Genomic DNA, 22,808 nt, shown 5'->3' on the forward strand with positions numbered 1-22,808 from the left:
CTGCTCACTGCTCTGCGGCGACGGCGGCGGAATGAATCCCGCCAGCACGATGAAGCTCACCACCCAGATGACCACCATGATCACGCCGCACCACGCACAAGCGAGCTGCGCGTTCCGGTTCATGCGCTTCCCCTTAGGTTCCGTTGGGACCGCAGTTCGTCGGCAGGAAGGTGGCGAACGCCTTCAAGCCTGGTGATACTTCGACCACGAATGCTGTTGGTAAAGACTAAGATTCGTGGTTAGCCGGTGGGCGTGTCGACGAACGGCACGAAACTCGTCGGCACGGAGACACCAGCGGGAACGTTCGACCGTCCACCGGGTCCGATTTCGACGTCACCGACGCCGACTGTCGGCACGCCGGGCTGCGGGCACAGCCGAGTCGTTCCGGCCCCGCACACGCCATCGGTGAAGTACGAGCGCTCTTGGATCGACTTCGGCCACTCCGCGGGGTTGGCGGCGATCAGTACCGCAACCGGGATGTTGTAGGTCACCATCATGATGGCCTGCGTTACGCCGATGAATGCGAGGAATTTCAGCGTGGTCTTGACCCCGGAACCAGCCTTCAGCTTCTCCAGGCCGCGGTCGGCGATGGTTTCGCCACGATCGTTGACGAAGTAGCGCAGGCAGGCCAGGCCGGTGAAGAGCGCACCCGCGAAGATCGCTTCGTGTACCGGGTACTGATGCCAGCTGCCGGCGAACAGATTCCAGTGCCCGCCGGGATAGGTCAAGAAACCCAGTGGTAGCCAAATAAATCCCTCGAGGATCACATCGGCGACGAAGAGGGTTGAGAAGCAGATCGCGATCAGGGACGGCTTACTGAGGCGAGGCCACCGCCGGCTCACCATCCGCATGATCCAGCACCCGATCAACGTCATGCCGAAAAATGCCCAGATGTACACGGCGCCGGTGAAGACCAGAGGTTCGCCGACGTTCGCCCCGGGTGCTCCATACGCCATCCAGCCGGGGATCTCGTTAACCCACGAGCCGTACTGAAACAGGTTCATGTTGTAGGTGAACCAATGCCCGGTGAAACTCGACAGCGGGTCCTGGAAGAACAGTAGGGCGATCGCAACGCACAGCAGACCATCGGTGGACGGGCGGCCGTCCCGACGCCACGGCCTCACCAGGAACCAGTACAGAAACCACAGCGCGATACCCGTGAAAGCGATCTGCCACACGAACTGCAGGTTCGTCATCCAGGTGGGCTGGCGACTCGGTCCGCTTGGCACCGGCGTGAAGTACGGGCCCATAACCCATTTCGTCCAGATGACGACGATGAACGCGAGCACCAGCCCGCCGATCGTCGCCCACACCTGAACAGGCAATGTCGCCTTGGGCTGGCTGGTGTCCAGTTGCGGCGGCCGACCCGGCGCCGAGAGGCCCGTACGGTCCACCTGGGTCATACACCAACTCCTTCAGAAGTGAGGAGCCGCGTCTGGGCTCGCGTTCGAGACATTAAAGGGTGTAACACCCTCTGTCAAGGGTACTATGTACCTCTACACCGTCCTCGTAAACTGGGCGAAACCGGTCATATCGAGGAGGCAGGCACTGTCCGCGAAGCGCACGGCTGTACCCGCCACACGCAGGCGACCAGCCGAAGTCAGATCACTGCTCCTGGACGCCGCCGCGGAGACGTTCGCGACTCATGGCTATGCCCGGGCCACCAAGAAAATCATCGCCGGCGACGCCGGGGTGGCGATGTCTGTTCTCGACCGGCACTTCGAGACCAAAGCCGACCTTTTCGCGGCGTCGGTGCTGGTCCCTTTCGTCGAGTTGCTCGAGCGCACGCACAGAGACTGGCTTCATCAGCGCAATCAACCGCTCGCGGACGCCCCGCTGATGCAGCTGATGATCAACGACATGTTCAACAGCCTTGCTGAACACAAGAACGCCTTACACGGGCTGGCGCTGGCCCGCGACGAGCTCGGCGACGATATCGTCACCAGACTGCGCGACGCATTCGACAACCTCTTCGCGCAGTTTCGGCTGATGGCAGAACTGGAAGCAGAACGCCGCCAATGGTTCTCCCCCGTCGGACTCGATCTGACTCTGCGCATCCTGATGGCGATGGTGATGGGTGCCAACGCCTACGACTGGATCATCCTTCCTGAAAAGCAGCCCAGCGCAGAGCAGCTCGTTGAGGCGATGTCCGAACTCGCCTTGTGGGGGCTGGAACGCAAACCGCGCACTCAACCACCCGAACAACCCCCATCACGAACCGATGACTGACGAGTCACGCTCGGCCCGGAAGTACTCGCGGCTCTGCTGCAACGGGTAGAACTCTTGCAGCTCCCCCCAGGCGGGGCTGCCATCGATATCCCACCGGACCATGCACCACCACTGGAATGTGAAGGGATAGCCCTGCCAGCGCAGCCAGTTCACGCACTCGCCGTCGGCGATCAGTTGGCGACCCAGCTGATCAATTCCCCGGAGCTGCAGCCGCAATGGACGTCCATCTGGGCCGCGCTCGACGACCCGGCGCTCCCCCGTCACCAGCGGGCTCGTCACCCCATCGGCTCGCCGCCAACCGAACAGCAGGGTCTCGGTTGTTCCATCGATGGGATCACGGTCTGGCGGCTGATCAGCCACCACGAACAAGTGGAAGCCGTCGCCGTTGTCGTCCAGGCCCCAAGGGAAATCAGCCCTCGGGATCTGCTTTGGATGTCGCGGACCCCAGGAATGGTCCCGGTTCGATCGGCACCGTACCTCGAGCCGCTCACCACCCAGTGTGATCGTTCCGGTCATCAGTCCGGGCTGCTCGAAATGCCCGCTGCCCCAGGCGTCCGCGCTACCGTTGGACCATTTCGAATGAAACGGCTCAGCCGTCGCGGTCCACGACAGGTCCGCCCGGCAACCATTGCCGTCATAGGTGATCGAGAACTCGCGCAGCGGGGCGACCATCCGCACCGTTAGGCCATTCGGCAATGCGCAGTCGAACATATCCCACGACGGGTGGAACGCCCACAGATCACCCCAGTCGTAATACAGGCAGTCATAGGGGTTTTCCCCAGACGGATCCCATAGTGCGATCCCGCCGACCGAGAGCTTCATGTTGGGCCGATGGAAAACCATCACCCATCCGCTCAACAGTCGTTCCGGAATGCTGATCGGGAACCAGGCGCTCTCGTTCCAGTACAACTCTTCGCCCGGATCATGTAAGGAATCATCTTCCGGTCCGATCACGCTGAACGGTCCGTCCGGGTCAACTCGAGACGCAGCGCATCGATCTTCGCGTCGACGATTTCCGTGATCCGCTGGGAGATTTCGGCGTCCACGGCCGCCGATGTGATCGGACTACCTTCATAGCGGTTGATGGAGCGGTGCAGAACGATAATCATGACCAGCATCCACAGCGCGAAGACAACGAAGGGAATCCACCATGGGAAGACGCCGTCCCAGGCCAACGGGCCGGTCTTGAAGAACACACAGAACGGGCCGGGAAGGAACAGCAGCACCGTCCAGACGTTGAGGTAGCCCACCCAGCGGGGAAGGACGGGGTTCTCGCCACGGTCCTGGAAGATGGCCACCGCGATAATGGCCGGCTGCAGGATCGCGGTGGCACCCATGCCGATGAACATCATCCAGGCGATGTCATCGAGCGTTTGGATGGCCCCCGGTGCGCGATCCGGGCGGAAGGCAGCCACCTCCAGCAGCAGCGCCGGGATCATGAAGACCAGTACTGTGAGGCCCCCGAGCACAAGTTGGAGATCGGCCAGCACCGGATACACGCCCGGCATTCGCTTCATCTGAGCCGCGATGGCCGCGGACCATGACGCGTACAGCGGTGACACGAACAGCGTCAGCATGATGCCGAAGCGGATTCCACCGGTGTGTTGGGCGAAGAATTGGGCGACTTGCGTCGCACTCGCATCCGGCGACGGTGGTGGCACAACGCGCGCAAAGAATAAGAAGCCCACCAGCCACATGACGAGGAACGCCACGCCGCTGAAGTTGCACCACCGCAGAGTCATCTTGTTCATCGCTGCTCCGCCTTGTCGATCGCCATGTGCGGCGCATCATCGCCGAATCGCACTGTCTCATCGGCGCTTCGGCTTAGCGAAAGCTTGATCATCGCGACAGTGCCGACGCAGAGCGCGATCGTCACCACAGCCGCGGCCCATCGCGCCGCCATCGGGACATCGGTCTTCAGCAGCGTGTAGACCGGCCAGCCGACGGCACCGTAGATACCCGCGTAGGCCAGCGGTGGCAGCGCGACGACGACGAATATGCGGCGCGCCCCCGACAACACTGGCACCAGCCGGTACATCAGCCAGCCAGCGAGGAGAGGGCCTGCGGCGTTGATGGGTCCGGCCCAGAACGGCCACCCGTTGCTCACAAGCTGCATCGGCTGATCGCCGTAATAGTAGAACACGCCTGCGGCGGTCGTCGGCAGCTCGAACACCAGATCCAGCAGGACGATCCCGGCGAAAAATCGCCACAGATGGCGACCGTCCGGGTGGGTGACCAGGCTGCGGTAGACAACGTAAGCACCCAATCCAACGAACCCGGGATACACCAGGAAGACGTACAGCGGCTGGGCATGCTCCATCGCGATGAAGGCGATGAGCGGGCTGTCTCGGGGATACCAGAGCTGGATCATGGTGTTGATCCATGGCTCTTCCAGAGCCGCGATGAATCCGCCGGCAAGTGCGAGAACGGGAATGGCGGTGGACAGTCGCCGCGACGAGGTGAGCGCCCACACCGCAGACGCCACAAAGAACACCGCGCCGACCGCTGTGAACACCCAACTGAAGAACGGGTGGGCTTCGAGGGCGTAGGGCAGGTTCGTCATGCCGGTGCACTGTTGATGGTGGCGGGCATCGAGCGCCAACCCCACATCGTCGCGGCATCGTCGAAACGTTGCGAACGATCCAGGTCGACGGTGAAATCCGGCATCTTCGTGAGGATCTCGCGCATCATGATGTCGAACCAGACGCGGAACATCGCCGCGCCGACGCAGACATGGGGTCCGTCACCCAATGCCACATGGGGGCAGGAAGGTCGGTCGATATCGACGGCATCGGGCCGTTCGAATACGGTGGCGTCTCGGTTCGCCGCCGGAAGCCAGACCAGCAGCCGATCTCCCTGCCGCAGTTGCGCCCCCTCCAACTCGATATCCTGAGTCACGGTGCGCGCCAAGGAGACCGCCGACGACGTCTGACGCAGGAGTTCTTCACACGCCGCCGGAATCAGGCTGTGGTCCGCCACCAGCCGAGCGCGCAGGTCGGCGTCCTGGGAGAGGTACAGCAGTGAGTTGCCGATCATGGCAGCCGGGTTCTCCGCCCCGCCGACGATGAGAGTGAAAGTCACCCAGAGAATTTCGTCGTCTTCTAGCTCGAACTCGGGCGAAACCAGGTGACTGACGACATCGTCGGTCGGGTCTGCGCGCCGCTGAGCAATGAGCGACTTGATCACGTCGACCGCGTGTCCGAGCGCGGTCATACCTTCCAGCATCTTCGGTGAGTTGACGAAATCCGGATCGGATGCGTAGGGCATCACGTTGAGCGCCGCATGCACCGAAGCGATGAACGGAATTCGCTCTTCTTCAGCGAAGCCCAGGTACTCCACGATCGCACCGGCCGGAATCCGATCGGCGATGTCGTGTACGACGTCGAAGTCGCCTTTGGCGACAGCGTCGTCGATTATGCCGGAGATCATTTCCTCCAGCCGTGGTCGGACTCGCTCTATTGCCGCGCGGTTGAACTGCGGAGCAAGGATTTTCCGCAACTTCATGTGATGGGGCGGGTCGATCTCGGCGGGGATGATCCGCGGCCCGATGACGGTGGGGATTGTGACACCGCCGGTCATCTCCTCGGTCTTGTGCGACGAAAACAAGGCGGGGTCACGAAGAACTCTCTTGACCAGACTGTGTGACGTCACGACCCAGTACCCGCCGTGACTCTCAGTCCAGAAGATGGGGTGGGGACGAACCTGAGCCAACACGTCGTCACGATGGTTCGACGTGTAGGCGGAGTGGTGATCGAACCGCAGCGTGGGTACCGTCGCGGATATAGATGTCGTAGCGGTCATTTCACTCTCCTGAGACAGAACTAAGGTGGGAACAGCGAACGTCGTAGCTGAGACAACCGCACGCGGACTACGCCTCGGCGCGCCGGCTGAGGGCGAGTTCGGGCGTCTGATCGGAGCGGGCATCCGCCAACGCCTCGTACCCCGGATTGTTGATCGCCTTGATCGTCAGCACGGTGATGACCACGAACCAGGCGAAGAAGTCAGTAAAGGGGATGTACCAGGAGAACAACCCGTCCCACGCGAACGGGCCCACCTTGAAGAACACCAGCAACAGGGCCATCACTTGGAGCAGGCCCATACACAGGCTCAGATAGCCTGACCAACGCGGATACAACGGCCGCTCCGACTCGTCGGAGAGGATGGCCAGTCCGGTGGAGAACACCCAGGTGACGAACGGCGGGAAGCCGATGACGAAGCCGATCCACCCGAAATCGTTGATCAACTGAATCGACTCAGCGGACCGGGTTTCCGGCCGGAACGCCGCGGTGAACCAACAGATGAGCGGCAAAATGATGAGCAGGACAGCCGAGGCGTAGCTGGAAACCTGGAAGAACGTGACTGCCGGCGCTACGCCACGGATTCGTCGCGTTTGGCCGACGATTCCGGAGCCGAATGCCAGGAAGCACATCGTTCCGACGTAGGCCACCAGCAGTCCGGTTTGGATGGCGCTCGCGTGATCCCGGTAGATAGCTGCGGTCTGCTCGGCCGTGTCCGCCGGGCTCAACGGCGGGAAAAAGCGTGCGATGCCCACGAAGCCGACGAAGAACAGCACCGAGAAGGCGATTCCGCCCCATGCGCACGCCAACTCGGTGGCACGCTTCATCGATCACCTTTCCTGCCGTGGCACTTGCCCGTTGCCGACCGATTCGCGGCTGCTCACCACCGACCCGCTCGACTATCTCATACGAGCTATTCGAACAGTATGTACGAGCTTGATTGTGGTGTCAATCACAGCACCGGCAAGTGATGATGCGCCTGGACTTAGTGCCGCAATTGCGCGCGCGAACTCTGAGAAGCGCCAATGTCATTGCAGTGGCGTCTGTTACGAAGCTCCCCCGTCGCGACTTGCGCGTGCGTACAGCGTCTCCCAGACGATGGTCGTCATCCCGTCGAGACGGTCGGCTGGCGGATCGTCACTTTCACTCGACAGCTGATACAACCCGCGTTCGATCATCCAGGCCAACCAGGACGTCACGGACTCGATATCGAGGTCAGCCGCGATGACTCCGGCCCGTTGCTGGGCACGGAAACTGGTGGCCATGTCTTCGAAACGGTGTTGCATGACACGGGCGTACTGTGCCCGAACCCGCTCGTCGTAGGCAGCCGCCTCGACGACCGCGGCCATCATGTGCCGGTGCCGTACGTATTCTTTGACAATCTTGCCGAGTGCCGCCTTGAGGTCACCACGAGTTGCTCCCGGCTGCAAGTTGAACCAAGCCGAGGCAGCTTCTCCCACTTCACGAGTGACGCGGTCCGCCAGCTCCAGGACCAAAGCGCCCTTGTCTTCGAAGTACACATAAAAGGTGGACCGGGCGATCTCCGCGCCGGTGATGAGCTGCTCGACGCTGATGGCCGCGAAACTGGTTCCATCGTCCAGCATTCGTTCAGCTGCGGTGAACAGCCGGTGGGCGATCTCTTCTCGCCTCGTCGCGCGGCTGACCCTCCCCTTGCGGGTCGTCACTGTCATCGTGCAGTGCACCTACCTGTCGTCAAACCTTCGCGACTTTCCGGACCTACCGCCGAAATGCGGTACTGACCAGCGCGTTTCAGCAGGACCCGCGAGCCCGGCGGCAACTGTAGCGTACAGCGGATCGCCTGGCGCATCAGCCGCCATTCACGATGGCCCCAGGTCAATTAAATTTAACGTGAAATAGAACTTGGCCTACGCCACCGACCACCGCCACCTCATCACGACATCCGAGTCGGCGCGCAGTGTCACGATAAGTCTGTCGAGAAATCAGTTTCGTGGCGGATCCGCCATCTGTCCACCCCAAAGTTTGACAACCGACACCTCCGATGTCGGTCCTCAAACATGATGGCGATTCGCGGCTACCTACCTGCAGGTTCTGCAAGACTCTCATCAAGATCGCGGACGCGTTTTCTCATCATTGTGGCGGATCCGACAACGGCATAGTTGTGCCACACGTCGAAGTTGCGTCTCGCACGCCGGTTCCTTGAGCTGCACTCAGTCGGTGACAGTGATGAAGCCGCGGCGCGTTGACCGGGGCTGAAGTGGGGTTCTTGCAGCGTGAAAGCGAGCGGATCAGCGTCGGCTCAGCCAAGGGCCGGGTGGCCCAACTGCGGTCCCTGCTGAAGTTCCTATGCGTGCGCGGGCTGACACCGCGCTTGTTGACCACGTCGGTTCCCCCGGTGGCGGGGTGGCGCGAAACACGTATCCCCAAGGCGCTGCCCGCCGGCCACGTGGCGTTGCTGCTGGACAGCTGCGATCACGGGGATCCGGTCCAGGTCCGTGACTATGCGATTCTGCTGCTGGTCGCGCGGCTGGGCTTGCGCTCGATTGAGGTGGCAAGGCTGGAGTTGGGCGACGTCGACTAGCGCGGCGGCCGGATCATTGTTCGCGGCAAGGGGTCCCGTGAAGACGGGATGCCGCTGCCAACAGATGTCGGTCGAGCGCTGGCCGAATACCTCGCCGACGTCCGGCCGCAGACCTTGCTGCGCTCGGTGTTCAACTCCTGCAAGGCCCCCAGGCGGGGAATCGTGCCGGATCTGGTCAGTGACGTGACGCGCCGGGCATGCGACCGGGCCGGACCGCCCCGGGTCGGCGCGCACCGTTTGCGGCACACGCTGGCCGCCGAGATGCTGCGTCGCGGAGTGAGGCTGGTCGACATCGGCCAGGTGCTGCGTCACCGCGATCTGGCCACCACCGCGCTCTACGCGACGGTCGACGTGGCAACACTGCGGTCGATCGCCCTGCCTTGGCCGGCGAACGATGAGCGCGCTGGCCGATGCCGCATCGGATTACCTGCGGCTGCGCAATCGCCTGGGCCACGAGCTCGCCGAATACCATCGGCTGTTGTCGCGTTCGTCGCCTTGCTCGATGATGCCGGCTTGGAGACGGTGACCGTTGCTGCCGCGTTGGGGTGGGTCACGGCACCCGACGTCGACCCGTCGGGCACGGTGGCCTCCCACCGGATGACCATCGCCCGCGGGTTCGCCCGGCACATGGCCGGACTCGACGGCGCGCACCGAGATTCCGCCGTTCGGGCTGGTCGGTTCGCGCCGACGCCGTCACGAGCCGTTCATCTTCAGCATCGATGACATCGGCGCGCTGATGACGGGCGCGCAGTGCTTGCGGACCTGGTTCGCTTCGGCAACACATGAAACCGTGATTGGGCTGTTGGCGGCCACGGGTATGCGGGTCGGTGAAGCCATCCGACTCGACCGCGGCGATGTCGCCGAAACCGACGCGACGTTGACGATCCGCGAGTCGAAGTTCGGCAAGTCACGCTTGGTGCCGTTGCAGCCATCGGTGCTGGCCGCGCTGCAACGCTATGCCCGTCTGCGCGACGAGGTTCACCGCGAACCGACGACGGTGAGCTGCTTCGTCTCTACTGGGGCAACAGGATGGTCTATCAAACGATCCATGCCGTGTTCCGAAACCTCTGCGACAGTGCAGGAATCGGAGCTCACGCGGCCTCTTCGCCGCGGCTTCACGATTATGCCGACCTCTGCGTTATGCCGACCTGGGTGCGATCGCCCTTGTGGCGCAGGGAATCCCGCCTGATGGGGTTGGCATAACAACGCCGCATTCGATCATTGTCTCCTTCGCATTCGCAACGAGAAGGAGACGAGCATGGTCAGGCCAACGAGCAGGGTGAGCAAGGTCTTGATGACGGGGCCACTGGCTCCATTCGCGGACGCGTACGCGAATGGAGTTGAAGCATCGGTGCTACACGTCGTTGACGTCAGTGAACCAGCTGCGGCAGGTAGCGCGGATGAGTAACTGGCTCGAGGTGCGGAGGCTGGGCGTCGCTGAGCTGACCGGCGAGCGTGTCGAGGAGTTCCTTGCCTTCCAACGTGGTGCCGGGCGTCACCGCGCTCAGTGGTCACGTCCGGGCCCGCTGTGTCTGCTCGACGTGCTGCAACGGCTGGGATTGGCTGCCGAGGAGCCGCTCCGGGTCGGCTCGCCGACGGATGTGCTGTTGGACTCTTTCGAGCGCTACCTGTTTGCCGAGCGCGGCCTGGCGGTTGGTACTGCTCGTGGCTACGTGTGCCACGCAGCCCGGTTCCTGGCCGGGTTGTCGCCCAGCGACCTTGCCGACGTGACGGCAGCGGACGTGACGCGGGCAGTGCTGCGCGAGTCCGGGGCGGTCTCGGTGAGCGCGACGCAAAACTTCGTCGCCGGGCTGCGGGCGCTGCTGCGTTTCTGCTTTGTCGAGGGGCTGATGCACGTTGACCTGTCCCAGGCGGCGCTGCCGGTGACCGGACGGCGACGTTCGGCGCTGCCTCAATGGATCACCCGGGCCGAGGCACAGGCCCTGCTCGAGAGTTGTGATCGACGCTCGGCACTCGGGCGGCGCGACTACGCGCTGATCATCGCGCTGCTGCGGCTGGGCTTGCGCAGAAGCGAGGTGGCCACCCTCCATATCGATGACGTCGATTGGCCGGCCGGTGAGCTGGTGGTGCGTCGGGCGTGCCGGCGAGCAGGGGTAGCTGAGGTGGGTTCGCACCGACTGCGCCACACCGTGGCCTGCGAGATGGTCGCAATCGGGGTGCCGCTGACACAGATCGCGCAGGTGCTGCGTCATCACAGCCTGCAGACCACAGCGGCCTACGCCCGCGTCGACCTCGATCGGCTACGGCTAATCTCGGCGCCATGGCCCGAAGGTGCACGGCGATGAGCGCGCTGAGCGGACACGTGGCCGACTACCTGCAGCTGCGCCGGGCACTGGGCTTCAAGCTCGAGCGGGCCGGGCACTTGCTCCCGCAGCTGGTCGCCTACCTGGAGGCCACCGGCGCGACGTCACTACGATCCGCCACGCGAAGTTCGACCGCTCCAGGCTGGTACCGCTGCACCCGACGGTCACCGAAGCCTTGTCGCGCTACGTCGCCGAGCACGACCGCCTCTGCCCCAGACCCTGCGCGAGAGCGTTCTTCGTCTCCTCCGCGGGCCCCAGGCTCGATCGCAGCGGCGTGAGCAAGACCCTCAGGAAGATCACCACCTCGCTCGGGATACGCACCGAGACCGTCCACCCGCGGGCACATGACCCCAGACACAGCTTTGCCGTGGACACCCGGATCCGGTGGCAGCGATCCGAGCTCAGCGTCGACGAGCACATCGCAACCCTGTCGACCTACCTTGGCCATGTCAGCCCCGCCGACACCTACTGGTATCTGTCGGGACGCTGTCCGGCGCGATGCCGCAGGCAAGATCGATGTGAGCACCGCCGGACCCCACGTGGTCGGAGATTGCACATGGATCTCAACCCCGACTACGTCGCCAGTGATGAGATCGAAAACTTCTTCAGTTGGCTTCCGTGGGCACTGCGTGGGGTCTATACCGTGTCCGATCGGGTCAAATTACGGTATCTGAGCTAGTGGATCCGGGGTTAGAAAGCGCATCGCCTGGAAGGTGTCCAGGTACTCCTCGATCCGGCTGATCAGCCCGTCGTCGACACAAATTCGCTGGATGGCCGAGACTTCGAGGATTTCACCTGTGGTCGTGGTGCGGCGCACGGTGTGCTGCTGGATGCAGCCATCCTCGACCAGGTAGCGCCTGACGATATCGAATCGCGCGTTGTAGGTCGCCAGGAGGCCAAGCGGCGCAAGGGCGGTATCGGCAGCCTGCTCTGTCATGTCAGTGTTGTGCCAGACCACGGCGTTGTTGTGGAACAGCGCCTTCGCCGCGGAGAGGTCGCCGGCTTCGAGTGCAGCGAAGAGTTGGTTGACGGTATGAAGCACTTCTGATTCGTACTTCTGGTTGGTAGCGATCGCGTCCATCGTATTTCACCTTCATCTAGGTCAATCGTTGTGGTAGTAGGGACCCCCCGCGTTTCGCGCGCGCAAAAGGCCGCCGCGGACATGATTCTCCGGACCTGTTGGGTTAACTTCCCTACAGATAGCTGCTCAGATTCGGGGCGCCGAGCGCAGTTTGGTCGAAGTAGATCGTGCGGGAGGCAATCTTCCACGGTTCTTGGCACCGAATGATGTCGATTCTGCGGCCGGCAGTGAGTTCGAATGTTGTCTCATCCCAGCGCGAACGGAGCAGCACGATGGAGCTGCGTACCTCGAGTTCGTTGTCGGTGTCGGTGTCGTATGCGCGGATCTTGTGCACGATGCGTTGGGTGCGTGATGCGGGGTTCTCGGACCAAGCAGACTCTGTGTGTGCCATGCGCAGCACTTTCAGCGCGAGCATCATGTAGTTCTCGTTGAGATGGAACTGTTCAGTGTCGAACTGCGGCTGGCCATTGGCGCGGGCCAGCCGAACCGGCGCCCGGTACACGACGTCGGGCGCGAACAACTCCAGCCACGCCGGTAACTCGCCGTCGTCGAGTAGGGTCGACTCTGTCTCGAGGAACTCGACGATCTCGGTATGCCGAGGGTCCGTCATCGGAATGCGCTGTCCTGTAGGCGACGGATAGTACGAACACTTCGGCTTCGCACTCTCGCCGTTTGTGGCGTCTAGTTTGGCGGTCACCACGGCCTGCCTTCCATGAATTCGAGGTAGCGCAGCCACCAGTTCCACTGCGCGTCGTCTTTGGCAATTCCTGGATAGATCTGGCCTGGACCGGGCCAGTCGTGTGGGCGGCTCTCGCCCGTGATGGCTTGGTAGCGAAGCTTGCGCTGCGCGCCCATGACACCGCGAGCGCTCTTGGCCTGCTGCGGCCAGGTGTCGCTGTCGTCGGCCTCGATGAACCCTCCGGAACCGAATGTGGTGGTGGTCATCATATTTACTGAATCACGAAGTTCCTGCGAGGCGTCGCGCTCCACCATCGTCCAGTGGACGATCTCGAATTGGTGGGGCCCTTTAGGTACTAACGATCGCCAGGAGAAGAAGGCGGAGGCGCTGCCGTCCGCCATCTGGAACGGCATTGCCAGGCCAACGACATTCGGGAATATCACGCATTCCTGAGGAGTCCATTCCGCGAGGACACGCAGCTGCCCCTCGTCAAATCTGGATTCCAGTTGGTCGACCATGTCGACACTCATGCCAGGCGGAGGTATGAGGCGAAGCCGCTCCATCAGACTAAGGTTGGTGACATCCTTTCCGCTCTGACCAGAGATGTAGTGCCCCTTGCGCAGGTCGAAGCAGCGTGAGAAGTGGCCCTGGAAGCTGGCACTGACCCCGAGCATATGATCCGGCATCTCGTCGTTCATCGTTACGATGCCGAGTTCAGTCAAAGCCCGGTGAAGAAACCCGGTGTGAAGAACGTCGCCGGCGAGCTGCTCGGCAGCACTTTTCCAGTTCGCCTGGATGGTGAAACGCTGTGGATGGCCAAGGACGGTCATGCCACTGTCAGTACGGCCGAACATCAAGTCGGTGTACCAAGCGATGGGCCCAAGGTATTCACGCAGCGATGGAGCCGACTCGTCAAACGTTGCGAACACCATGCCGAGGTATGTGTCAGTGCGTGCCCGCAGAAGTGACAGCTCAGCCTTCGAGCGCAAGGTCCCCTGCATGACTTCTCGTGCCATCGGGGCGGCACGGAAGCTGCCGTCAGACTTGTACACCCAACCGTGGTAGGAGCATTGAAAGGTCTTGGCATTACCGGCCTCAAACCGGCACACCTTGACTCCTCGATGGCTGCATACATTGAGGGCGGCGGTGATCTCACCGTTCTCCCCCCGACTGATGATGAGCTCGTCCTCGCCGACATACCGGAGCACATAATCGCCAACGTCGGGTATCTCGTCCTCGTGCGCGACGGCTGTCCACGCCCGGGCAAATATATGCTTCAGTTCCAGCCGGTACAGCTCTTCGTCGTCCAAAACTCGCATGGCGACTTCGCGGTACTCGGTGTCAATCAGTTCCGACATCCGCGTTCCATCTGTGAGAACGGCGGCGACCGTCGGGGGCCTCTGCTGCAACACCATTACAGCACCTCCTTACTGCCGACAGTTTCGGCCGCGATACCACCGGTGAACCCAGGGTTATCGACTTCGTGGATCAAGCGATTCGGAAGCGGACGCTTGTTCGGTCTGGCCATGACTAATCCGTGGCCATGGGCGAAACATCTTGGTCAAGCTCGAGGGCACCCAAGATCCCGAAGGTTTCGGGACTTGCCCCGAGATGCTGCGACGCTGCGCGCACGTCACGCCAGCGTCGCTGTAACGCCGAGGCGTTGTAGATGGCGTTACTGCCTGAGAGGCTGAACGCCTCATTGACGATGGCCATGCATTCGGTGTGAACATGGGCGACCATGGCTCGGACCCGGACACCTTCGATAGGTTGAAGGTGGGCGCCGGCCGCGACCCGCCCCCAAATTTCCTCGACCGCTTCGTAGTTGAAAGCACGAGCTGCAGCCAGACGGACCTCCAGCTGCCCAATCTTGTACTGCACCACAGGGTCTTCCGCGATGGTGATCGCGGGATTGAACGACGGCCGCTTGACCTTGGCCAACGCCTTCAGGTCTTCCAGCGCTCCCGCGGCGACGCCGAGCACTATTGCCGACAGGGTCGGCGACAACGATACGCGGAACGGCAACCGATACAGTGGGCCGTCGAACGTTGAGGCCGCCCCATCGAAAATGTCGCCGGTGTGCTCCGCTGGCACAAACTTGTCGTCGATGACGAAGTCATCGCTGGACGACGCCCTCATCCCGACGACGTTCCAGGTATCGAGGAATTCGACCTGCTCGGCAGGTAGCACCACCATTCGCATCTCAGGCACACCCGAAGGCCCAATCCTGGGGATTCCGTTCTGCGTCACGATGCAGTTGGCCCAGACCCACTGATTCTCGTAGCTGCCGCTGCCAAAGGGCCAGCGCCCCTTCACCCGGTAGCCGCCGTCAGTCACTTCGGCGGTGCCTTTGGGCGCTACCGCCCCCCGGGCAAGAACGTCTGGACCGCCGGCGAAGACATCGTGGACGAACGCGGCGGGGAAGTGAGTCCACAGAATTCCCCAGACTGCACCCACCATCACACTCCAGCCGGTGGAACCGTCACCTCGCGAAACCTCTTCGATGACCCGCATGCCCTCAGCCAAGGTGAGACCCTCGCCACCAACACTTTTCGGCAGGTACATGCGAAAGGCACCCGCGTGGGTGAGCTTCTGGTGAATATCCGGGGGCACCCCCAGCTTCTCCTCCGCCTCGCTGGCCCTCTCCGTGATTTCCGGTGTCAGGGCGCGAACGGCAGCGAACACACTCGTGTTCTCCAGCGTCGTAGTACTCACAAAAACCTCCACAGGCGACCGACTCGGGGTTGTGGCCCACCACACCGGCTCAGCTGATAGTCGAAGAAAACATCGATGACGGTGGGCACGCTGCCAGGCCGGCCAACAGAGGTCGAGACGCAAATTCACTCAGTGAAACTGAGGTTGAAAATGCTGGGATTCACCCGTTCTCACCGACGTGGCCTGGTCGGCTGCGGCGGGTTTCCCTCCTACATGGTTGGGAGTTTGTAACGACCCGGCCGATGAGCGGCTGGGCGCCGAGGCGCTCACCCTCCGAATGGCTCGCCGGCCTTGCCTGCCCCAGGTGTCGCAGGCTGGGTGGCATCAGGCACGGTCATGTGGCACAAGACGTCGAGGTGGTGCAGTAGGTTTGGCGCATGCCTCCGGCTGCAGATACCGAGAGCCTCATCCTCAATGCCGCACTGCGCACACTCGCGCGCCAGGGTGCGCAAGGCTTTTCCATGGCGAGCCTGAGTCGCGAGGCGCACGTATCTCGGCGGACGCTGTACCGGTATTTTCCGAACAGCAATGCGGTCTTTGAGGCGGTGTCCGAACACGTCGGTGAGGTTTATGGCCGGGCAATCGATGACGCCGTCGCCAGCGATCCGGGGCTCCACCGCCGAATCGAGGTTGTGCTGACTGCGACTGCGCGCTTCGGCGTTTACTACCCGATCGCGCGCGACGTGTTTCGCGCCGAACCTACGTTTGCCCTGCCGTACTTGGAGGCGAGGATTCACCAATTCACTGCCGTCGTCCGCGGGGCAATCGCACCGTCGACCGAACAGTGGACAGTGGTCCGATCCGGGGACGTGACCACGTGGGAAGTGGCGGAAATCGTACTCCGCCTGGGCATGTCGATGTTCGCATTCGAATCCGACGGGGCCGAACGGCTGGCTCAGGTATTCGCCGAGCTGATCGACCATCGCCCGGTCCCGGTCGGACAGGACCCAACTAAGGGCTCGGGTCTTCGGCGGGCTGGCCAGCAATAGCGTTTGGCATCTCCCAAATCCGGGAGTCGTGCTCTGCGTTCCTGAACGACCCGTTTCGGCCGGTTGCTCCCCTAACCTGCCCTCGCTCGGCGGGGGGTGCGTGTGTCGGCGGGTGGATTCTTCTTAGACGCTGGCCTCGGCCTCGGTGTCCGATGATCCGGTGAATCCCTGCGACGGCATTTTCGCCGTGATGTCTCTATCCACCTTTCCCAGGGGATGGTTCCTTCAGCCGGCGTTGTGTGGCACACTCGCTACATATAATGTGCCACTTGTAAACTAGATCGATGGCGAGCCGGGAGGTACCAACTTGTGACAGCAGTCGTTGACGACATCGTCCACCGTGGCCACGGCGGCCGTCTCGCAGCTGATGCCGGCGGCGTCAACGACGCAATACCGAAGTCTGTTCTCGGCAAGTGCTTCGCCATCCTTGACTCGGTCGCTGCTAGCCGCGAGTTGACTCTCGCCGAGATATGCCGGCTCACCGGGGTTCCGAAGTCAACTGCGTATCGGCTTTCCAAACAACTCTGCGCATGGGAAGCTCTCGATGAGCGAAACGGCAGGTTCTCCATCGGGATCCGGATGTTTGAGATGGGTCGTTCGATGCCACGGCCCAACCTCCTTCGTGACCTCGTTCTTCCTTATATACTCGATCTCCACGAGGCGACTCGCCAAGCGGTGAGTCTGGACATCCTCGCCGGTCGCGACGTGCTGTGTGTTGAGCGAACGGTTGGTCACCGCTCGGCCACCGTTCAACCGGCCCTCGGCCGACGCCGCCCCATGCACTCCACGGCGTCAGGGAAGGCCTTGCTCGCGTTTGCGAGCAAGGCCTTCGTGGAGCAGACCCTCGCTGGTCCGTTGGCTGCCAGGACGCCTTACACGACCACTGCACCTGACCTATTGCTCGAGCAGCTCGCGAGCGTGCGGACGACCGGGATCGCCACCGACCATCAGGAATGCCACCTCGGCATCAGTAGCGTCGCCAGCCCGATCCGGCATCCCGATGGACGGGCTATTGCCGCCATTTCGGTTGCCACACGGTCGCGCCAGTTCCAGCCAGACAGTCTTGGTGCGGCGGTTCGTGCGACAGCGACTGCGGTTTCGCAGATAGTCGCGACGCGGGACCCTTGGTCACTGCGGCTCCGAGCTTTAACGGAGGATGCTCACTAAACCTCCCCAGTCTTGCTCACCAGAGATGCCCCAGTCACGTGTCAATGGCCAAGTTGAAGTATCCGCTGGTGGCCAGATGAAAGTATCCACCCCGTGCGGTGGTTCCCAGGTTGGTTTGGGCTGCTCCTTTCGGTGTTGGGCGTAGCGGCGGCTGAACTACTGCATCGAATCATCCAGCTGACCCCCACTCTGGAGCATCGGATTATCGGTGACGTCCGACTGACCGACACGATTGTGGGCGCGATCGCCCGGCGGCTGGGCGTCGACCCCGCGACCGACCTCCGGCCGAGCGTCCTTGGCGTCGCGATCCTGGGCGCCCTCAACGCAGCGTTCGTCCGGTGGACGACGCAAGGAGGCGATGACGAACTTATTGACCTGTTTGGTCAGGCACTCGACGTCCTTGCCGCGATGTCAACAACGGATCAGCCTGATGGTCATCTGTCGGTCCCGATCGAATCCGGCACATAATTCCGAAATCGCGTGATCAGTTGGGGCCGGCCCGACACCGTCAAAGAATGCAAGGCGCATCAACGTCTAGGCGCAGGCTACCGCGGCGTTCACAGGTAAGTATTGAGATGTCAGTTAATAACTGTCAATCGGGGCACCTTGCCGTTAATCCCCTGGGATAACGACATTCCGGAGCATCACAGTCCACGACCGCACGGCCATCGACGGCCTGTGGTCGAACGAGCCTTCACAATGTGCGTCGTGCTGCGCCGCCAGGGTTGAGCTGTGCTGATGGCGTCGAGCCTGGGTGGCAGACCAGGCGACGGGGTGCCAGCGCCGCTGAACCAGAAAAACTAATGCGTCGTATAATATAGGTCGATCGACACACGACGGGTGGCGACGGCCTGGGTAGGACTCGGCTGTCAGTGTGGCCGGTGGCGCGCAGAGTGAACGATCGGCGAGGGCAAACATGGACAAGGTGTTTTCAACCGCTGCACAAGCAGTCTCCGATATCGGAGACGGTGCATCGATTGCGGTGGGCGGCTTTGGTTTGTGCGGGATACCGGAGCTACTCATCCAAGCTCTCTACGCGCAAGGTTCGACGCGGCTGTCAACGGTGAGCAACAACTGCGGAATCGACGGGATCGGCCTGGGTCTGCTCCTGGGAGCAGGCCGCATCGCGCGTACAACCGGCTCCTACGTTGGGGAGAACGCGGAGTTTGCCCGCCAGTATCTCTGCGGTGACCTCGAGGTCGAACTCTCCCCGCAAGGCACGCTGGCCGAGCGTTTACGCGCCGGAGCAGCCGGCATCCCGGCGTTCTATACCCCAGCCGGTGTGGGCACGTTGGTGGCCGACGGCGGCCTGCCGTGGCGCTATGGACCCGAAGGCGAGGTGATGACGTCCAGCCCGCCAAAGGAACAACGTGAGTTCAACGGTGGCCTCTACGTTCTGGAAACCGGTATCACCACTGATTTCGCGTTGGTGCACGCCTGGCGGGGTGATCGACACGGCAATCTGGTCTACCGGCGCGCTGCTCGCAACTTCAATCCCGCGTGCGCGGGGGCTGGCCGCGTCACCATCGCCGAGGTGGAAGAGCTCGTCGAGCCCGGAGAGCTCGACCCCGAGCACATCCATACCCCTGGAATCCAGGTCCAGCGCGTCGTCCACGCGCCAGAGCCGGTCAAGCACATCGAACGACCCACGATCCGCGCGAGACAGGACTCAGCCCGATGAGCCTGGATCGCCACCAACTGGCCGCGCGGGTAGCCGCGGAGTTCCGGGACGGCCAGTACATCAACCTGGGTATCGGCATGCCGACATTAGTGCCCGACCACATTCCTGATGACCTCACCGTGGTCCTGCACTCGGAAAACGGGGTCCTCGGTGTCGGTCCGTACCCGCGCGAAGACGAACTGGACGCCGATCTGATCAACGCGGGCAAGGAAACGGTCACCGTCCGGGCCGGGGCTTCGTTCTTCGACTCCTCCGACTCGTTCGCCATGATCCGCGGCGGTCACATCGACATCGCAGTACTGGGGGCGATGCAGGTCAGCGCCGCAGGGGACCTGGCCAATTGGATGATCCCCGGCAAGATGGTCAAGGGCATGGGCGGTGCGATGGACCTCGTGCACGGTGCCGGCCGCGTACTGGTGATGATGGAGCACGTTTCTCGCGACGGCACCCCCAAAATCGTGCAAGTGTGCACCCTTCCGCTGACCGGAAAGGCTTGTGTCAATACGATTTTCACCGACCTGGGTGTCATCGACGTGACAGGGTCAGGACTCGTCTTGCTCGAGACGGCCCCCGGCGTAAGCGAGGACGAGGTGTGTGAAAAGACCGAGGCTCCGCTGATGCGGCGCTCCACCATGCTGCTGTCCTAACCGCCGTTTCCGAGTACCTCCGGGTGTCGCGCCCACGCTGATGGCCTTTATCTCGAGTCTGAAGGGTTGAGTTGAGTATTTCGCTGTTACTGGAGATGGCGACGTCTAGCGATCCGCAACGCATTGCGGTCATCGACGGCGACGTGGCGCTGACCTGCACCGAGCTATGCGAACTAGCCGATGGGGGCGCGGGAGTGATCACCGCGTCGGGTGCACGTCACGTGGTCTACGTGGGCACGGGCGGCGTCAATCTCCCGCTGCTGATGCTCTCCTCGGCGCGAGCCGCGCTGCCCTTCTCGCCATTGAACTATCGGCTCAGCGCCGAAGGTCTGCAGTCGTTGATACGCCGGTTGGCCCAGCCCATTGTCATTGCCGACAGCCCGTACCTGGACGCCGTGGCCGGCGCTGCCGACCGGGTGATGACGTCGGAGACATTCCTGACCACCGCGCGCCACGCGCCACGCGCCACGCGCTTCCCCGAGGCCGACGACGTGGCGGTGGTGCTGTTCACCTCAGGCACCACCTCGCGCCCGAAAGCCGTTGAACTGACCCACAACAACCTGACGAGTTATGTCACCGGGACAGTCGAGTTCGGCTCCGCGGCAGCCGACGACGCTGCGCTCATCTGCGTACCGCCATACCACATCGCTGGCGTCGGCGCGGCGCTGACCAACCTCTACGCCGGGCGGAAAATGGTGTACCTGCGTAGGTTCGACCCCCACGAGTGGATCCGCTTGGTCGGTCACGAGCGGGTGACAACCGCTACGGTGGTGCCGACGATGCTTGACCGCATCGTATCGGTGCTCGAACGCCAGCCTGCCGAGTTGCCGACGCTGCGCAACCTAGCATATGGCGGATCCAGAGTGGGACTGCCACTGGTCCGCAAGGCGCTGGATCTCCTGCCGCACGTCGGGTTCGTCAACGCCTACGGACTCACGGAGACCAGCTCGACCATTGCAGTGCTGACTCCCGATGACCACCGCAGAGCCCACGGTGCCACCGATCCAGCCGCGGCCAGGCGGCTCGGCTCGGTCGGCCTGCCGGTACCCGGAATCGAGCTGCAGGTCCGCGACCCCAACGGCGCGGTCCTGGGTCCGGGGTACCGCGGCGAGTTGTTCGTGCGCGGAGCACAGGTGTCAGGCAAGTATGCCGAGCTGGGGTCGGTGCTCGATGCGCACGGCTGGTTCCCCACCAACGACATCGCCAGCATGGATGAGGCCGGATACTTGTTTATCACCGGGCGTTCAGACGACACCATCATCCGCGGCGGGGAGAACATCGCTCCAGCCGAACTGGAGGACATCCTCATCGAGCACCCCGACGTGCACGAGGTCGCCGTCGTCGGCGCCGAGGACCCAGAGTGGGGACAGATCATCGTCGCCGTGGTGGTCCCAGAACCCAACGTCACCCCAGACCCCGACGAACTGCGCGAACACGTCCGCAACAGCCTGCGCGGATCACGAACTCCCGACCGGGTGGTGTTCCGCGATGAACTGCCGACCAACGCGACCGGCAAGATCCTGCGGCGCGCGCTGGCCGAGGAATTCAACCCAGCAACCGCCGAGTAGTGAGGAACGACCAAACATGATCAAGAACGGCACGCGCCTGCAGAGCCAAGTGTGCGATACCCAGGTCATCGTGGTGAAGACCGCCGACAGCCTGGAAGAGCTGCGGTGCGGCGGTATTCCCATGGTCGTGCTCGGCGACACGCGATCCGGCGGCGACCCTGACCCCGCCTTCGCTGATGGCAACGTGATGGGCAAGCGCTACGTCGATGATGCCGGGGCCGAGATCTTGGTGACCAAAGCCGGCACAGGAACGCTGAGCATCGGCGAGCGCGCACTAACACTCAAGGATGCCCAGCCGTTGCCGGCTAGCGACTGATGTAAACATCGTTCGATCACCGCGTGGGGATAGCGTCCCGGAATGCAGTGGACTTCGGATCTGGACTCAGCGATACATTGTGGGAGCCGCGGCAGCGGGAGCAATGATCGATACCTGTGGATGAGGCTCGGCGAGGTGGCCTGAAAGTGGGCGCACCTTCCCGAGGATGATCATCACGGAATCAGGTATTCGATCAAGACCGGCGTTGGCGCGCTGGTTGGGAAGGTACGCCCATGCTCACGGTAGTTCACGATCCGGAATCGGCCAACGATAGCGTTGACGGGCGGTCGCTGCTCGATGAGATCGTCCGCGACGGCGCACGGCAGATGTTGGCCGCGGCATTGCGCGCCGAGGTGGCCGCGTACATCGACGCTCACGCCCACGAGGTTGATGACGACGGTCGCCGGCTGGTGGTGCGCAACGGCTATCACCAGGCCCGCGACGTGCTGACCGCAGCCGGTGCGGTCGAGGTCACCGCACCGCGGGTCAACGACAAACGCTTCGACCCCGATACCGGTGAGCGGCAGCGGTTCTCCTCGAAGATCCTGCCGGCGTGGGCACGCAAGTCCCCGCAGATGAGCGAGGTGCTGCCGCTGCTGTATCTGCACGGCCTGTCGACCAGTGACTTCGGGCCGGCCTTGGAGCAGTTCCTGGGCTCCGGTGCCGGGCTCTCGGCCACGACGATCACCCGGCTGACCAGCCAGTGGCAGGACGAGGCCAAGACGTTCGCCGGCCGGGATCTGTCCGGCAGCGACTACGTGTATCTGTGGGTCGACGGCATTCATCTCAAGGTGCGCCTTGAGCAGGAAAAGCTGTGCTTGCTGGTGATGCTCGGGGTGCGTGCCGATGGCCGCAAGGAGCTCGTCGCGATCACCGACGGGTATCGGGAGTCCACCGAGTCGTGGGCTGACCTGTTGCGGGATTGCCGTCGTCGCGGGATGACTGCTCCGGTGTTGGCCGTCGGGGACGGCGCCCTCGGGTTCTGGAAAGCGGTCCGGGAAGTGTTCCCGGCGACCCGTGAGCAGCGTTGCTGGTTCCATTACGCCGATGTCCGG

Annotated in this window: 24 protein-coding genes and 1 pseudogene; 14 read left to right on the forward strand and 11 right to left on the reverse strand. The window is 62.9% G+C overall.

Going from position 1 to position 22,808, the window contains the following annotated elements:
* Positions 1 to 239: 239 nt before the first annotated feature.
* Positions 240 to 1,403 carry a spirocyclase AveC family protein gene (locus tag ORI27_RS28665; RefSeq protein WP_266000572.1) on the reverse strand — a complete coding sequence of 388 codons (1,164 nt, stop codon included), beginning with the start codon at positions 1,401 to 1,403 and terminating at the stop codon, positions 240 to 242.
* A gap of 85 nt (positions 1,404 to 1,488) precedes the next feature.
* Here ORI27_RS28665 and ORI27_RS28670 point away from each other — a divergent pair, with 85 nt between their 5' ends.
* Complete coding sequence (locus ORI27_RS28670) at positions 1,489 to 2,229, forward strand: TetR/AcrR family transcriptional regulator (protein WP_266000571.1); 741 nt, start codon at positions 1,489 to 1,491, stop codon at positions 2,227 to 2,229.
* Here ORI27_RS28670 and ORI27_RS28675 read toward each other — a convergent pair.
* The 6 genes from ORI27_RS28675 to ORI27_RS28700 form a co-directional block, all read right to left on the reverse strand.
* The gene (locus ORI27_RS28675; protein ID WP_266000570.1) at positions 2,212 to 3,183 is read right to left on the reverse strand and encodes a DUF7065 domain-containing protein; all 972 of its coding nucleotides are present in this window, start codon (positions 3,181 to 3,183) and stop codon (positions 2,212 to 2,214) included. The genes ORI27_RS28670 and ORI27_RS28675 overlap by 18 nt on opposite strands.
* Positions 3,180 to 3,980 carry a hypothetical protein gene (locus ORI27_RS28680; RefSeq protein ID WP_266000569.1) on the reverse strand — a complete coding sequence of 267 codons (801 nt, stop codon included), beginning with the start codon at positions 3,978 to 3,980 and terminating at the stop codon, positions 3,180 to 3,182. The genes ORI27_RS28675 and ORI27_RS28680 overlap by 4 nt, the downstream gene beginning before the upstream one ends.
* On the reverse strand, positions 3,977 to 4,792 hold the full coding sequence (locus tag ORI27_RS28685) for a hypothetical protein (protein WP_266000568.1): 816 nt from the start codon (positions 4,790 to 4,792) through the stop codon (positions 3,977 to 3,979). The genes ORI27_RS28680 and ORI27_RS28685 overlap by 4 nt, the downstream gene beginning before the upstream one ends.
* Complete coding sequence (locus tag ORI27_RS28690) at positions 4,789 to 6,030, reverse strand: cytochrome P450 (protein WP_266000567.1); 1,242 nt, start codon at positions 6,028 to 6,030, stop codon at positions 4,789 to 4,791. The genes ORI27_RS28685 and ORI27_RS28690 overlap by 4 nt, the downstream gene beginning before the upstream one ends.
* A 67-nt stretch (positions 6,031 to 6,097) precedes the next feature.
* Positions 6,098 to 6,853: a hypothetical protein gene (locus tag ORI27_RS28695; RefSeq protein WP_266000566.1), complete on the reverse strand. Its 756-nt coding sequence runs from the start codon at positions 6,851 to 6,853 to the stop codon at positions 6,098 to 6,100.
* Positions 6,854 to 7,072: 219 nt separating this feature from the next.
* The gene (locus ORI27_RS28700; protein WP_266000565.1) at positions 7,073 to 7,717 is read right to left on the reverse strand and encodes a TetR/AcrR family transcriptional regulator; all 645 of its coding nucleotides are present in this window, start codon (positions 7,715 to 7,717) and stop codon (positions 7,073 to 7,075) included.
* 530 nt (positions 7,718 to 8,247) lie between these two features.
* Here ORI27_RS28700 and ORI27_RS28705 point away from each other — a divergent pair.
* From ORI27_RS28705 to ORI27_RS28725, 5 genes are all read left to right on the forward strand, one after another.
* On the forward strand, positions 8,248 to 8,586 hold the full coding sequence (locus ORI27_RS28705) for a hypothetical protein (protein WP_266074032.1): 339 nt from the start codon (positions 8,248 to 8,250) through the stop codon (positions 8,584 to 8,586).
* A gap of 48 nt (positions 8,587 to 8,634) precedes the next feature.
* Complete coding sequence (locus ORI27_RS28710) at positions 8,635 to 9,309, forward strand: tyrosine-type recombinase/integrase (RefSeq protein WP_266000563.1); 675 nt, start codon at positions 8,635 to 8,637, stop codon at positions 9,307 to 9,309.
* 13 nt (positions 9,310 to 9,322) lie between these two features.
* Positions 9,323 to 9,775, forward strand: a complete 453-nt coding sequence (locus tag ORI27_RS28715) for a tyrosine-type recombinase/integrase (protein ID WP_266000561.1) — start codon at positions 9,323 to 9,325, stop codon at positions 9,773 to 9,775.
* Between the two features lie 211 nt (positions 9,776 to 9,986).
* The gene (locus ORI27_RS28720; protein WP_266000559.1) at positions 9,987 to 10,892 is read left to right on the forward strand and encodes a tyrosine-type recombinase/integrase; all 906 of its coding nucleotides are present in this window, start codon (positions 9,987 to 9,989) and stop codon (positions 10,890 to 10,892) included.
* Entirely contained in the window at positions 10,879 to 11,589 is a 711-nt protein-coding gene (locus ORI27_RS28725) for a tyrosine-type recombinase/integrase (protein ID WP_266000558.1), read from the forward strand. The genes ORI27_RS28720 and ORI27_RS28725 overlap by 14 nt, the downstream gene beginning before the upstream one ends.
* On the opposite strand, the gene ORI27_RS28730 is transcribed toward ORI27_RS28725, so the two are convergent.
* The 4 genes from ORI27_RS28730 to ORI27_RS28745 form a co-directional block, all read right to left on the reverse strand.
* Positions 11,572 to 11,991 (reverse strand): nuclear transport factor 2 family protein, encoded by a 420-nt coding sequence (locus tag ORI27_RS28730; RefSeq protein ID WP_266000557.1) that lies wholly within the window; start codon positions 11,989 to 11,991, stop codon positions 11,572 to 11,574. The two genes, ORI27_RS28725 and ORI27_RS28730, sit on opposite strands and share 18 nt — an antisense overlap.
* 112 nt (positions 11,992 to 12,103) lie before the next feature.
* On the reverse strand, positions 12,104 to 12,601 hold the full coding sequence (locus ORI27_RS28735; RefSeq protein ID WP_266000556.1) for an aromatic-ring-hydroxylating dioxygenase subunit beta: 498 nt from the start codon (positions 12,599 to 12,601) through the stop codon (positions 12,104 to 12,106).
* Between the two features lie 83 nt (positions 12,602 to 12,684).
* Positions 12,685 to 14,028, reverse strand: a complete 1,344-nt coding sequence (locus ORI27_RS28740) for an aromatic ring-hydroxylating oxygenase subunit alpha (protein WP_266000555.1) — start codon at positions 14,026 to 14,028, stop codon at positions 12,685 to 12,687.
* 172 nt (positions 14,029 to 14,200) lie between these two features.
* Complete coding sequence (locus ORI27_RS28745; RefSeq protein WP_266000554.1) at positions 14,201 to 15,355, reverse strand: acyl-CoA dehydrogenase family protein; 1,155 nt, start codon at positions 15,353 to 15,355, stop codon at positions 14,201 to 14,203.
* Positions 15,356 to 15,762: 407 nt separating this feature from the next.
* Here ORI27_RS28745 and ORI27_RS28750 point away from each other — a divergent pair, with 407 nt between their 5' ends.
* The 8 genes and pseudogenes from ORI27_RS28750 to ORI27_RS28785 form a co-directional block, all read left to right on the forward strand.
* Positions 15,763 to 16,374, forward strand: coding sequence for a TetR/AcrR family transcriptional regulator (locus ORI27_RS28750; protein ID WP_266000553.1), 612 nt, complete (start codon positions 15,763 to 15,765; stop codon positions 16,372 to 16,374).
* 309 nt (positions 16,375 to 16,683) lie between these two features.
* On the forward strand, positions 16,684 to 17,541 hold the full coding sequence (locus tag ORI27_RS28755; protein WP_266000552.1) for an IclR family transcriptional regulator: 858 nt from the start codon (positions 16,684 to 16,686) through the stop codon (positions 17,539 to 17,541).
* A gap of 132 nt (positions 17,542 to 17,673) precedes the next feature.
* Positions 17,674 to 18,009 (forward strand): acyl-CoA-like ligand-binding transcription factor, encoded by a 336-nt coding sequence (locus ORI27_RS28760; protein ID WP_266000575.1) that lies wholly within the window; start codon positions 17,674 to 17,676, stop codon positions 18,007 to 18,009.
* A gap of 448 nt (positions 18,010 to 18,457) precedes the next feature.
* A complete protein-coding gene (locus ORI27_RS28765; RefSeq protein WP_266000574.1) occupies positions 18,458 to 19,222 on the forward strand; it encodes a CoA transferase subunit A in 765 nt (254 codons plus the stop codon).
* On the forward strand, positions 19,219 to 19,869 hold the full coding sequence (locus ORI27_RS28770) for a CoA transferase subunit B (RefSeq protein ID WP_266000551.1): 651 nt from the start codon (positions 19,219 to 19,221) through the stop codon (positions 19,867 to 19,869). The genes ORI27_RS28765 and ORI27_RS28770 overlap by 4 nt, the downstream gene beginning before the upstream one ends.
* 71 nt (positions 19,870 to 19,940) lie before the next feature.
* Positions 19,941 to 21,437 (forward strand): class I adenylate-forming enzyme family protein, encoded by a 1,497-nt coding sequence (locus ORI27_RS28775; protein WP_266000550.1) that lies wholly within the window; start codon positions 19,941 to 19,943, stop codon positions 21,435 to 21,437.
* 16 nt (positions 21,438 to 21,453) lie between these two features.
* Complete coding sequence (locus ORI27_RS28780) at positions 21,454 to 21,753, forward strand: hypothetical protein (RefSeq protein WP_266000549.1); 300 nt, start codon at positions 21,454 to 21,456, stop codon at positions 21,751 to 21,753.
* Between the two features lie 233 nt (positions 21,754 to 21,986).
* Positions 21,987 to 22,793 (forward strand): annotated as a pseudogene (locus tag ORI27_RS28785) (IS256 family transposase); the annotation flags it as partial.
* Positions 22,794 to 22,808 lie beyond the last annotated feature (15 nt).

Source organism: Mycobacterium pinniadriaticum, assembly GCF_026242045.1.
Classification (GTDB): domain Bacteria; phylum Actinomycetota; class Actinomycetes; order Mycobacteriales; family Mycobacteriaceae; genus Mycobacterium; species Mycobacterium pinniadriaticum.